Origin of the sequence: Cupriavidus nantongensis (assembly GCF_041726985.1) — a bacterium.
GTDB lineage: Bacteria > Pseudomonadota > Gammaproteobacteria > Burkholderiales > Burkholderiaceae > Cupriavidus > Cupriavidus nantongensis_A.
Map to the genome: position 1 here is coordinate 901,074 of NZ_CP168303.1, position 12,022 is coordinate 913,095.

General features: G+C 63.4%; 15 protein-coding genes. 3 read left to right on the forward strand and 12 right to left on the reverse strand.

All coding sequences use genetic code 11. The features are described from left to right. Window positions 1-47 precede the first annotated feature (47 nt). The 11 genes from ACEI37_RS15260 to ACEI37_RS15310 all read right to left on the reverse strand — a co-directional run bounded on the left by ACEI37_RS15260 (window position 48) and on the right by ACEI37_RS15310 (window position 6,369). Window positions 48-494 (reverse strand): phage virion morphogenesis protein, encoded by a 447-nt coding sequence (locus ACEI37_RS15260; RefSeq protein WP_373379611.1) that lies wholly within the window; start codon window positions 492-494, stop codon window positions 48-50. Further along, a complete protein-coding gene (locus tag ACEI37_RS15265) occupies window positions 491-931 on the reverse strand; it encodes a phage tail protein (protein WP_373379612.1) in 441 nt (146 codons plus the stop codon). Before ACEI37_RS15265 ends, ACEI37_RS15260 begins: the two co-directional genes overlap by 4 nt. After that, complete coding sequence (locus tag ACEI37_RS15270; RefSeq protein WP_373379613.1) at window positions 928-1,440, reverse strand: hypothetical protein; 513 nt, start codon at window positions 1,438-1,440, stop codon at window positions 928-930. Before ACEI37_RS15270 ends, ACEI37_RS15265 begins: the two co-directional genes overlap by 4 nt. After that, complete coding sequence (locus ACEI37_RS15275) at window positions 1,437-2,243, reverse strand: N-acetylmuramidase domain-containing protein (RefSeq protein ID WP_373379614.1); 807 nt, start codon at window positions 2,241-2,243, stop codon at window positions 1,437-1,439. Before ACEI37_RS15275 ends, ACEI37_RS15270 begins: the two co-directional genes overlap by 4 nt. After that, window positions 2,221-2,559 (reverse strand): phage holin family protein, encoded by a 339-nt coding sequence (locus tag ACEI37_RS15280; protein WP_373379615.1) that lies wholly within the window; start codon window positions 2,557-2,559, stop codon window positions 2,221-2,223. The genes ACEI37_RS15275 and ACEI37_RS15280 overlap by 23 nt, the downstream gene beginning before the upstream one ends. Beyond that, window positions 2,556-2,945, reverse strand: a complete 390-nt coding sequence (locus ACEI37_RS15285) for a putative holin (RefSeq protein WP_326347414.1) — start codon at window positions 2,943-2,945, stop codon at window positions 2,556-2,558. Before ACEI37_RS15285 ends, ACEI37_RS15280 begins: the two co-directional genes overlap by 4 nt. A 15-nt stretch (window positions 2,946-2,960) precedes the next feature. Next, the gene (locus tag ACEI37_RS15290; RefSeq protein WP_174078761.1) at window positions 2,961-3,164 is read right to left on the reverse strand and encodes a tail protein X; all 204 of its coding nucleotides are present in this window, start codon (window positions 3,162-3,164) and stop codon (window positions 2,961-2,963) included. Then, complete coding sequence (locus ACEI37_RS15295) at window positions 3,164-3,631, reverse strand: head completion/stabilization protein (protein ID WP_373379616.1); 468 nt, start codon at window positions 3,629-3,631, stop codon at window positions 3,164-3,166. The genes ACEI37_RS15290 and ACEI37_RS15295 overlap by 1 nt, the downstream gene beginning before the upstream one ends. Before the next feature lie 114 nt (window positions 3,632-3,745). Next, window positions 3,746-4,468 carry a terminase endonuclease subunit gene (locus ACEI37_RS15300; RefSeq protein ID WP_373379617.1) on the reverse strand — a complete coding sequence of 241 codons (723 nt, stop codon included), beginning with the start codon at window positions 4,466-4,468 and terminating at the stop codon, window positions 3,746-3,748. Then, window positions 4,465-5,490, reverse strand: coding sequence for a phage major capsid protein, P2 family (locus tag ACEI37_RS15305; RefSeq protein ID WP_373379618.1), 1,026 nt, complete (start codon window positions 5,488-5,490; stop codon window positions 4,465-4,467). Before ACEI37_RS15305 ends, ACEI37_RS15300 begins: the two co-directional genes overlap by 4 nt. 45 nt (window positions 5,491-5,535) lie before the next feature. Further along, window positions 5,536-6,369 carry a GPO family capsid scaffolding protein gene (locus ACEI37_RS15310; protein ID WP_373379619.1) on the reverse strand — a complete coding sequence of 278 codons (834 nt, stop codon included), beginning with the start codon at window positions 6,367-6,369 and terminating at the stop codon, window positions 5,536-5,538. 150 nt (window positions 6,370-6,519) lie between these two features. Here ACEI37_RS15310 and ACEI37_RS15315 point away from each other — a divergent pair, with 150 nt between their 5' ends. Further along, on the forward strand, window positions 6,520-8,301 hold the full coding sequence (locus tag ACEI37_RS15315) for a terminase ATPase subunit family protein (protein ID WP_373379620.1): 1,782 nt from the start codon (window positions 6,520-6,522) through the stop codon (window positions 8,299-8,301). Continuing rightward, window positions 8,298-9,332, forward strand: a complete 1,035-nt coding sequence (locus tag ACEI37_RS15320; protein WP_373379621.1) for a phage portal protein — start codon at window positions 8,298-8,300, stop codon at window positions 9,330-9,332. The genes ACEI37_RS15315 and ACEI37_RS15320 overlap by 4 nt, the downstream gene beginning before the upstream one ends. A gap of 2 nt (window positions 9,333-9,334) precedes the next feature. Here ACEI37_RS15320 and ACEI37_RS15325 read toward each other — a convergent pair whose 3' ends face one another. After that, window positions 9,335-10,864, reverse strand: a complete 1,530-nt coding sequence (locus ACEI37_RS15325; RefSeq protein WP_373379622.1) for a TIR domain-containing protein — start codon at window positions 10,862-10,864, stop codon at window positions 9,335-9,337. A gap of 854 nt (window positions 10,865-11,718) precedes the next feature. Here ACEI37_RS15325 and ACEI37_RS15330 point away from each other — a divergent pair. Next, complete coding sequence (locus ACEI37_RS15330; protein WP_116378358.1) at window positions 11,719-12,006, forward strand: hypothetical protein; 288 nt, start codon at window positions 11,719-11,721, stop codon at window positions 12,004-12,006. The last annotated feature ends 16 nt before the right edge of the window (window positions 12,007-12,022 follow it).

Sequence of the window (12,022 nt, forward strand, 5' to 3'; positions counted from 1 at the left end):
CGGTCACGCGGCGGGTGTTGTGAGATCCGGCTGTACAACAGCCAGTCTCAGGCGGTGAGGTGTGCGAGCACGAGATCGGTGATGCGGTCCACGTCGGCGTCGTCAAAGCCGAGCAGCACGCGCTGTGGGTACGTGACCTCGAGGCCGGCCCGGTTGACCCGATCACGCAGCCCGAACTGGTGGACTGCGGCGATGCGCTGCGCGCGGCCGACAAAGGTCACCACGGCGGCGTCCGGACTCGTCTCCATCTTGAGAAAGCGGGTAGTGCGCAGGCGCGCGAACATCGCGCGGCGCACGCGCCCCGGCCGTAGCCGCAGCTGAGGCTTGCGCGGCTCATAGGCCGACCCGTCGGGATTGCGCTGCTCGGCGATGCGCGCACCCTGGCGGCGGCGCATCTCCGTGGCCACGGCCCGCGCCAGCGCGCGCTGGGCTGGTGCGCCCAGGTTCGCCAGCAGGACGCCTGCCCACGCCTCCAGGGCGCGCAAGTCGCTCATGGCGCTGCCGGCCGCCACGTAGACGGATCGTCGTCTTCGTTGACAGGTTCCGGATGGTGCTCTACCTGGTATCCGGTCCCGTTGACACGCACCGTGACGCGCTCGGTCAGCGGCAGCTTCAGGGCCAGATCCACGGTGGTGTGGTTCAGGATATCGGCCTCGAACTTCACACCGTCCTCTCGCTGTGCCGGGCTGAAGAATAACTCGGGCTGATTGACGCGCAGCCAGGCCAGAACCGGCACCATGATTTCGTCGGATCCGGCCGCGAAGTCAGTCACGATCAGTGTCAGCGTGTACCGGTACTCGAAGGATAGCGACCTGGCGCCAGTAGCCACCAGGCGGCCTTCGTCCACGAACACATGGAGCTTCTCCGGATGGCGGGCCAGATCCGGCACCGCCGCCGTCAGCGCTTCGCGCAGGCTGTTGGGCTTCATCATGGCGCGGGGGCCTCCCCGATGATGATCGCGCCCTGGTCACGGAGCAGCTGCTGCAGGGCGTTCAGTTGCTCGGCGTTTGCGTGGCAGACGGTGTAGTTGCCGGCAATGGCGCGGGAGACGGCAGAGAGTGCAATTCCCGAGCTGGCCGCATCAGTATCTCCGGCACCCGGACCGAGCACGGTGCCGGCAGCGGCGGCGTCATGCAGGCGCACAAAGCCAATGGGAATAGTGCAAGAGGCGTCAGCTTGAGCAGGGACATAGCGCGGGATCTCCTTGATGATGGTGTCGCCCTTGACATAGACCGTATGCACTCGGTCGACATACTCGGTCACCTTGATGACGCCGGCCTCGGTGCTGTCGAGTTGTGACCTTAGACTGGCCGTCATTGCTTCGGCGTCGCTGGCGCGCTTCTGCGCGGCCTGGTAGCGATCCGTCATCCAGGCGCCGGTGCCGGCGACACCCAGCAGCAGCACGCCGACGGCGAGGAAGAGGGCCAGGGTGCGATTCATGCCGGCTCCTTTTCTTCGGCGTCATAGCGCGCGAAGGCGCGTGCCAGCTTCACGTCATAGAGGTTCTCGCGGTATGCCGGGCCGTTGTAAAGGCTGGCGAACGTTGGCCAGCGGCGAGCCTTGAGCGCCTTGTGCAGTGCCGGATCCGCGAGGATGAACCGGACGAACGCGTCGAGCTGGGCGGCTTCGCTGTCGCGCATGCAAGCTGAAAACGCCTGCACGCTGGGGTAGCCCAGGCGCTCCCAGTGATAGCCCATCACCTGGAAGAGTCCCCAGCTGGCCGCAGCCAGCGCGCACGCTTCATCGATGTCAGCGGCTCGGGCGAGCCGCATGTGCTCCGCGGCACCGCCTGCATAGCCGCCCCGTGCGGCGTTGATCAGGTTCGGGTACTGGCGTGCCAGCGCGTCAGCGTCACGGCCAGCCACCTTTAGTTGCCGGAACATGATGTGCCGCTCGAACAGGATCACCGGGCGGCCATCCGCCAGGAAGCCGGAACCGCGGCTTTCCACCTCATTCACCGCCCGCAATGCCGCCAGGGGCACCTCCAGCACGTCGGCGGCACGCTGCAGATCGGCGGCGCTCAGATGCGCCGGTTGCCGCGTGTCGCGCTGCAGGGCCAGGAGCGTTTTTGGCCCGGCGATACCATCGACCACCAGGCCGTATCGTGCCTGCGCGGCCCGCACGGCTGCGAGTGTCGCGGCGTCAAAGTCGCCAGTCATCTCCAGTTGGGCGCCACGCTCGCGCAGCAGGCGCTGCAGCTCGCGTACATCCGCGCCAACGTCACCGGCTCGCAGGATGGTCATCGCAGGAACTCCGTAGGAAGCGAACGAGCCAAGAGCCGCCACCGTCGGCCTCCGCCATGCGGAACAGCTCCACCACGTTGCCCCGCACGGCATACAAGGCGAGGCACAGCACCGCGGTGATACCGTTCTGAGCGAGCATGGCCCACTCGTAGCGGCCGAAAAGCACGCCGATGGTCACGGCGCCCGCCAGCACGATCAGCACATAGGCCAGACGCGCGGCCCAAGGCCGGTGAGCGGCGCCTGCGCGTCGGAAGAGCAGCAGGCGCATGGCGATCAGCGCGCACAGCGCTGCCTGGATGAAGAAGAGTATCGTCACTTGTTGCCTCCTTGTCCGTTACCGCGGAAGTAGCCGACGAGGCGGTCTCCATTGCCGGCCACGCGGATCAGCACCAACAGCAGCTTGACGATCACCGCGGAGGCCACCAGCGCGCCGACGCCGTGGCTCACCTCTGCGTCGGTGGGCAGCGCCTTGGCGATCAGCGCAGCAGCCAACGGTGCGGCCAGGCAGCCCGCCACGATGGACAGCACCAGGAAAGCGAGCTTCTTGGCTGTCGACATGTCGTCGGAATTGAGCGCGAATACCGCGGCGCCGGCAAAGGCGCCCAGCACCGTCGCCGCGTCCACGCCCGGCAGCAGGGTGATGGCCCCAACGCCGGTCACGGCAATGGCGGTGGTGGTGCCGGTGGAAATGGGTTCAGCCATGGTCGAATCCTTGGATCAGTCCCACAGCTGCACGCGCTGGACGGCTGGCTGTGGAGAGGTGTCGGGCAGGTCGATGACCGTGCCGTGGGGTAGAACCGGACCGAGATCGGCCAGGCCGGGATTGGCCGCAAGTACGGCCTCGGTAACGCCGGCGGTGCGCCCGTAGACGCGTTGGCAGACCGCGTCGACGGTGTCACCTTGGAGGGTTCGCACGCGCATCAGATCAGCTCCACAGTGGTACGGGTGATGCCCAGCAGGTCGCTGATGGCCCACCGCGCGTCGCGCCGCAGGTCTTCCACCGCTTGCAGCAGCGCCTCGGCCGTCTTGTTGCCGGCCGCCGTGGCGTCGTAGTCGCGGTATCGCTCAATCAGCCCGGCACGGGCCTGGCAATACAGCGCGCGCAGGTAGCGGTGCAGATTGGCAGACCTGCCGTCGACCTGTCCGGCGGGTACCGACTCCAGGGAGGCATGGCCAAAGGCTTGCTGGGCTGCCTTCCAGCCAGCCAGTTCGGCGTTGACCGACAAGGCGGCCTCGATCAGCGCCGCGCGCAGGCGATCCGGTGTCACGGTGCCGTCCTGACGCATGGCGGCCGAAGCCTGGTCGACGTCGATGTCCGGGAAGAATCCATCGTTGGCGATCAGGTTCTGGCCGGCGGCTGCCGCAGCGGTGGCGATGAAAGATGACATGGGTTCGCTGGTCGTGGAGGCGGTGGACGGGGCAATCGTCAGGGTTGGCCGGCATGTGGCCGGTGCGCCCATGGGATGCCCCGTGCCGCCTGATGCGCGGGGTCACGCTCGGTGTCAGCTGCGGCCGTCGCCCTCCTTGGCGCCGGCTGCTGCTGCGTTCTTGATTTCGCGCTCGAGGCGCTCGATATCCTTTTTGACGCCGACCTTGTCGTGCAGCTCCAGTGCACGGCGCAGGTTGCGCAGCGCGAACTCGCGGCGCTCCTGCTGGCGCTCGGCCGGCGTGGTGTCGACCAGTGCGGCATGGGCGTAGCCGACCGCCTTGTGCAGCTTGGCGCGCACTTCGTCGGGCATGTCCTGGTCGTTGACCAGCATGCCGACCTCGCCTAGGGCGTCGACGTCGACCGGCTGTCCGGCTTCCACGGCCTTGATCGTCATGGCCGAATACTCCTCGGCGATCAGGCACGCCGTGGTGCGCTGGTACTGGTCAGGCATCACCAGGCCGTGGCGGATGGCGTAGCTGGCCAGCGGCAGGGCGCCGGCGAAGTCGCCCACGTCGATGTGCCAGACCATCACGTGCATGAAGACCTCGTCCTGCACGCCAGTGTCGGCGTCCAGCACACCCTGCACCCAGGCCGCATAGGCGGGCAGCATGGCGCGCTTGGCATCGGCCTTGCGCTCGATCGACTGGATCTGCTTGAGCTGGCGCTTGTGCTCCGCCAGCTGCGCCAGCATCAGCTCATGGCCCGAAGCGTGGTGCAGCGGGTTGTCGGCCTCGGCGGCGGCTGCCGCCCGCTGCGCGCTCACGCGCAGGAAATGATTTCGGGCGGGGCTCGTCATTCGGCGGCCACCTCGATGTTCTCGGCCATGGCGGCGCACGCCAGGTCTTCGATGACGTACGCGTCGTTACTGGACTCGTAGTTCTCGATGCGGTCGCGCTTGGCGTTGTCGACGATCGTGCGCCGGCGCGAGCCTTCCTGGTAGTAGATCGACAGGTTGTCCAGGCGCGTGACCAGCAGGGCAGCCGGCGGGAAGTAGGGCACCCGCACAGCCGGCAGGTTTCCGATACGCTTCTGGCTCATGATGATGTCGGTCGCCAGCTTCTGCGTCGGGTCGCGGTCCTTGTTCAGCAGCGGAAAATACTTGTCGGCCAGCAGTTGGCGGCCGCACACCACCACCAGGTCGGGGTCTTCGGCGTACCACGGCGCCACCAGGTGGCTGCACAGGTCGAACACCAGGGCGTCGAGGCTGGCATAGTCGCGCGCGGCATCGGTGTCCGGGCCGCCGACGATGATCTTGCCCACCGCCTTGCCATCCTTCATCACGCGCTCCGGGGCTTCCTCGCGCAGGTGCTGCAGCCAGCCCTTGTTGACGTCCTGCAGCATCGGGTTGGTGGCGCGGTTTGACGTGGCGGCGCGGCTCACGCCGTTGAAGCCGATCATGATGCGATCCAGCGCCTGGCGACGCAGGATGGCGTCGCGGATACGGGTCTGGAAGTCGGGGAACTTGGCCCAGGCATCCAGCATGCGGTAAGTGATGTGGGTGTCCGAGTTGGTCTGCTCGCAGCGGTAGTTGCGGTCATCCAGCGTCGCAATGTCGCGGGTCTGGCGGTCCTGCGCCGCGGTGTCAGTGGTGCTGGCCACCGGACCCGACACGCCGAGGCCGATCTTCTCGCCTTCCTGCTCGGTCACCCCGTAGACGTTGATCCTGCCCAGGAATTCGCTGGATTCCTGCACCTTCGTTTCGAGCTTCTGCTGGACGCTGGGCTGCACGCTGAACTTGCGGTCCACGCGCTCGACGCCGTTGATCTCGGCGATTTTGGCTTCGTATGCCGCGTACTTGCGGCGGGTATCGTTGCGCATTGAGTTGGCTCCGGTGGGTTGTTGTGTCGCTGTCCGGGGGCAGGCTCAGCAGTCGGTTTCGATGGCGCTGCCATCGCCGCCGGTGGCGGGCGGGCGACGGCGGAAGTCTTCCTTCTTCTCCAGCGCGCCCTTGAGCGCGCTGAACGCTTCCTTGTCCTTGGCCTGGTCGGCCTGCAAGGCATCCAGGCGCTGTGTCATACCGTCGATGGCCTTGGCAAACGTCTCGCCCAGCGACTGCACTTCCCTGGCGATGGTCTGGACGGCTTCCTGGGTATCGGCGTGGCGCGCATCGTTGCCGGCTTCGGACCTGTCTTGGCGCGCGAAGAGCTTCTTGATGCTGGCGGCAAAACCGGCCCCCGGCGCGGCGCTGGGTGTGTCGGCGGAGAAGTCCAGTTCGACCGGCACGGCTTCGGAGAACAGATTGTTCGGATCCTGCTTGCGCTCGGCCAGCGGGTTGGTCTTCGCCTTGGCGCTGAACTGAAGCATTTCGCAGCCCAGGCTTGCCGGGTTGTCGGTGACGGCCAGGCCAACCAGATAGGCTTCGCCGGTGTCGGCGAAATCCGGGTTCACTTCCATGGAGCAGAACACCTTCTGCCGCGCCTTGTTGAAGGCGATCAGCTCGGCGGTGGGGTCCAGCTGCGCATAGAGGCGCATCTTGCCGCCTTCCTCCTCGGTCTTGAGCGCCAGCACGTCACCGTACGCCTTGAACGGGCCATCGGGCACGATGCCGCGGATGTGCTCCAGGTTGATGCGCGCCCCGTAGGTGTCCGGGTCGTAGCTCGCCGCCATCTGCACCAGCATCTCGCGGTCAATCACGCGGCCGTCGCTGGTCGCGCCTTCGGTGGCAATGCGGAAAAACTTCGGGTTCTTGCCGGCCATGGGTTCCTCTTCGGTCGTGGTTCCGTGTGGTTACGTCGTGCTGCCATGTTGGGCGGGCCGCCACGCGCGGGCAACGCAATCGTGTTGTGCGAAACAGCGCCACAACACCGCTCACGTGGCACGCGCGCGCGCGACCGGTAGCGTTGCGGCATGACTACGCTTCCGCCTCTTTCCATCCATTCATTCGATCCAGAAATGGAGCCGCGGCGCATCGCGCGCGCGCTCTACTGGCAGGGCTATCGGGTCGCGCGCATCGCGGAAATGCTTCGCGTGAAGCCCGTGACCGTGCACAGCTGGAAGCGGCGCGACGAGTGGGACAAGGCTGATGCCGTGGAGCGCATCGGGACCAGCATCGAAGCGCGCATGGCGCTGCTGGTGGCCAAGGAGAAGAAGGAAGGGAAGGATTACAAGGAGATCGATCTGCTGGGCCGGCAGATCGAGCGCCTGGCGCGCGTGCGCCGATACGAGTGCACCGGCAACGAGGCCGATCTCAATCCGAAGGTGGCCAACCGCAACAAAGGCCCGCGCAAGAAGCCGGAGCGCAATGCGATCAGCGACGAGGAGCAGGACCAGCTGGTCGACGCCTTCATGGATTCGATGTTCGACTATCAGCGCGTCTGGTACGAGGCCGGCCTGGTCGAGCGCATCCGCAACATCCTGAAGAGCCGCCAGATCGGCGCGACCTGGTACTTCGCCCGCGAAGCCTTCATCGACGCACTGACCACCGGCCGCAACCAGGTTTTCCTGTCGGCCAGCAAGGCGCAGGCCCACGTCTTCAAGCACTACATCATCCAGTTTGCCAAGGATTCCGCGGGCGTGGAGTTGAAGGGCGATCCGCTGGTGCTGCCCAATGGGGCGACGCTGTACTTCCTCGGCACCAATGCGCGCACGGCCCAGAGCTACCACGGCAACCTGTATCTGGACGAGTATTTCTGGATTCAACGCTTCCAGGAGCTGCGCAAGGTGGCTTCCGGCATGGCCATCCATGCGAAGTGGCGGCAGACGTATTTCTCGACGCCATCAAGCCTGGCGCATGAGGCGTATCCCTTCTGGTCAGGCGCCTTGTTCAACCGCGGACGCAGGAAAGATCAGCATGTGCAGGTAGACGTGAGCCACGCGCATCTTCAGGCAGGCCGGCGCTGCGCGGACGGGCAGTGGCGCCAGGTGGTGACCGTCGAGGATGCGGTGCGCGGCGGCTGCAACCTGTTCGACCTGGAGCAGCTGCGCCGCGAGTACAGCGACGCCGACTTCGAGAACCTGCTGATGTGCGGCTTCATTGACGACACGGCATCCGTCTTCCCGTTGTCGATGCTGATGCGCTGCATGGTAGACAGCTGGGAAGTCTGGGAAGACTTCCGCCACTGGTCGCCGCGGCCGCTGGGCAACCGTGAAGTGTGGGTGGGCTATGACCCCAACGGTGGCGGCGGCGACAGCGCCGCACTAGTGGTGGTCGCGCCGCCGCTGGTGCCCGGCGGCAAGTTCCGAGTGCTGGAGAAACACCAGTTCCGCGGCATCGACTACGAAGAGCAGGCCGCGGCCATCCTGAAGGTGTGCGAGCGCTACAACGTGACCTACATCGGCATCGACCGCACCGGCGTCGGCGATGCCGTCTACAAAGTCGTCCTCAAAACACGCCCGGAGGCACAAGGCTTCACCTATTCAGTCGACGTGAAGACCGGCCTGGTGCTCAAGGCCACCGACGTCATCAGCAAGGGGCGTCTGGAGTTTGACGCCGGCTGGACGGATTTCGCCGCGTCGTTCATGTCGATCCGCAAGACCACCACCGCTGCGGGCGGCCGGGTCACCTACCAGGCCGGCCGCTCGGAAGAAACCAGCCACGCCGATCTGGCCTGGGCTTGCATGCACGCGCTAGCGCACGAGCCGATCGAAGGCGTGACCACCACCAATACCAGCATTCTGGAGTTCTCATGACCCGCAAGAAATACCGCGGCGCGTCCCATGGCGCCGCATCTGTGCCGGCCGAGCCGGCGCGCGCTGCGTCTGTGGAGGCGTTCAGCTTCGGCGATCCGGTGGCTGTCCTAGATCGTCGCGAGCTGCTCGACTACGTGGAGTGCATGCGCGTCGGCGACTGGTACGAGCCGCCGCTGCCCTGGGATGGCCTGGCGCGGAGCTTCCGCGCGGCCGTGCACAACAGCTCTCCGATCTACGTGAAGCGCAACATCCTGGTCTCCACGTTCATTCCCCACAAGCTGCTGTCGCGCTCGGCCTTCGCGAGGTGGGTGCAGGATTTTTTGGTGTTCGGCAATGGCTATCTGGAGCGGCGTGACAACGTGCTGGGCCAGCCCATCGCACTGGAGCCGGCCATGGCAAAGTACGTTCGCCGCGGCGTGGATCTGGAGACCTACCACTTCGTGCAGAACTGGCAGGACAAGCACACCTTCAAGCGCGGCAGCATCTTTCACCTGCTGGAGCCGGACATCAACCAGGAGGTGTATGGGCTGCCCGAATACCTGTCGGCGCTCAATGCCACCTGGCTCAACGAATCGGCCACGCTCTTCCGCCGGCGTTATTACAAGAATGGCAGCCACGCCGGCTTCATCCTGTACATGACCGATGCCGCGCAAAAGCAGGAAGACGTCGATGTCCTGCGGAAAGCGCTCAAGGAGTCCAAGGGGCCCGGTAACTTCCGCAACCTGTTTATGTACGCGCCAGGAGGGAAGAAGGACGGCATCCAACTGCTGCCGGTCTCCGAGGTGGCAGCCAAGGACGAGTTCTGGAACATCAAGAATGTGACCCGCGACGACCAGTTGGCTGCGCATCGCGTGCCGCCGCAACTGATGGGCATTATCCCGAACAACACGGGCGGGTTCGGTGACGCCGAGAAGGCCGCATTGGTCTTCGCGCGAAATGAAATTGAGCCGCTGCAAGAGCGGCTCAAAGAACTCAACTACTGGCTGGAGGAGGAGGTCGTACGCTTTTCAAGCTACCGGCTCTCCGATTGACTCTACTTCGATCCGTCATAAAAAAGGTCGTTGGCTGCGTTCTCCGCTTCCTTCGCTGCAGCAGCGAGTTCCTCTGTGCGATCCGAGGTGAGTTTTGCTGCGATAACATCGGCGATATGCTCGATTTGCGCTTCTCGGTCACCGTTCAAATCATAGGAAAGATAGCCAATTGCGGAAACAGGATCGATGGCGCCTGGGACCCAGTCAGAGCACACGATCGAAATTACATTGCTGCCATAACGCTCTGCAAACTCGCCGGATTCAAACTTCGTCCAAATCTTGCGGGGGTAGTCCTTGCTTAGGATCGCAACTACGTACCTGGCTTCCGCTCGATAGATTGGTGCCAGGTATTCTTCGACGTCATTTGCGACGATGCGATGCTGTTCGTGCATGTCGTAGAAGACCTGGATTTCTCTTTCCATGAGCTTCTCGCAAAGGCGCTCAGCAATTTCACGATTTTCCCCCGCAAACGATAGCGCGAAGTCGTACTTGCTTGTGAAGTCGAGATTGAAATAACCGATCTGTCGCGAAAAATTCGACCAAATTAGATGGCGAATGAAATACAGAAACTTCGGGTCTTCCGCAGTGAGCAACTGGCTCTGTGCATCGAAGTGAATTAGGTTGCCGATCTCAGTATTGTTAGAGATGAGTGTGCGCAAGTGACCTTTTTCGATCACTTGAGAAACACTTCCCTTCATTTTTGGATTCGCTGCGATGGCGTCACGTGTATCCAACACACCCTGCTCCGTGGTTGATAGCCATCTCAGTAGATGCAAATAGGGGGCGCGGCCTTCGCGGCGAAGTCGGTTCCCTGTAGCAAAATCCCGCGCGACTGGGGTAAAGCGCGCTGACAGTTCTCGAATTACGGCCTCACGCATCGCGGGCACGCTCGTCTCAATCGTAACGGTCCCTTGGCAACGCTCAATCACGCCAGCTTGCAAACATGCTTCGTGGCAAAGAATCTGTGCCATCGCAAAGCTTCCTTCGGCCTCGCCCGCGATGTCTTCCCAGGCCGCGATCTCACAGTTCAACGCATATTGACCGCGGTTGATCAGTTCGATCAACCGTTCGATATTGGTCCGCGCCAATCGAATAATTTCAATTCGGTGTAGCAGATCTGGGGCGACGTCAATAAGTGACTGGCCGGCTCTGTTGATACCGATCAAGACAATTTTGGTCCCAACGTCTTCTTCGTCTGCCGCAAGCTTCATCAAGTCCGTCAGCTGCAGCTTCAACTCGTCCGGAAGGCGGTGAAAATCGTCGATGATGACCAAGCCTACGTTTGACTGCCCCTTGAGACCTGCAATGCGGGCGACGTCGGCCGATCGGCGTGCCGATAGCCAGGTGCAGGAGTCCCCATATTGCAGCCGCTCCACTGCTCGTCTGATACACGAAGTCTTACCAATGCCGGACGGGCCCTCCACGATAAGGCCGCGGCCCGGGGTCCGTAATGCAACAACGACACGGTTGAACTCGCTTGGCTCGACAAAGGTGTGCGTCGGTACACCCGATTTCTTGAAAACGTCCTCCAAGCTCAATGCTGGAGGATTTGGGACGGCCTGCTGCGTTGGGGTGGCGTCATTGGGCATAGCTGTGGACAAGACGTGGAGTAAAGATGAAGAGAACCAGAGTCTACATCGTAGTGCGCGCGGTGGAGACCCCGCCTCACCCGCTCGCTTCATCGAGTGGTTTTTATGCAGTTGCATGAAGCCCGCGGAGCCGCGCCAGTGCTATGGGGGCGGGCGGTCGGCAGGGTGCATCGCCTTACGCGGATTTATGCGCCTTCGCTATGCGGCAGCGGTCGCCAGGCAGGGTGACAGGAACCGCCCCAATTGTGCGCTATGCAACACATATGGCGTGATCGGCAAGTTAAGGAGCGGGGAGGGGTCAGGAAAAAGGTAACTTCGGTAACCAGCCCCGAAAAGCGGCGCTAACTCATTGATTTACAAGGGGGAGGTGGTTACCTTGCAAAGGTAATCTGAGGTAACCAAAAAGGTAACCTGGTGCTAAGTCGTTGATTTTATTGAAGGTCGGTTTCTGTAGAGGTTACCTTTCGAAAAGGTAATTTAGTTACCCTAAAGTTACCCCAATGTTACCTTTTTGCAGAAACCCGGAATTCCTTATCTGACAAGGCTTTGCGGACGATTTCCGCGTCGAGGTTACCAAGGTTACCTTTTTCCCGACCCCCCACGACTTTTAGCGGCGCCCTTTTCGATATGCTGTGTTTTTATACAGTAGTAGCTCCTGACGGACGGATGAGATCCCGAAGCTCACAGCAGCATTCCGGGCGCAAGACCTGGTCGACGGCGATCAGGCAGAGCTGCGGACGCGGCGTGCGGCTGGTCATCACTTTCGCGCGCCGTTGACCCCGACAGAGATGCGCGCCATGTACCAGCGCAACCGGACCCCCGAGGTTCGGGCGCTGTTGTGGGAGATTGCGCGGCTGCAGCGCACGGTGCGGCGTGCTGCCCAGTTTGCGGCATGCTTTCCGATCTACGACAGCATGATGAACAGCTCGGCTGCCCACATCATCCTGGCCGCACTGCGGCGCGAGCTGGCCGAGGAGACGTGGATGATGCAGGGCGAAGCTGGTGTCGGCGAGGCCGCGGCGGAAGAGGTGTTCGACAACGTAGACACGGCGGCCGCGCGAGGTGCTCGCCGGCGGCGGTCATGATTGGCAAGGAGACGCT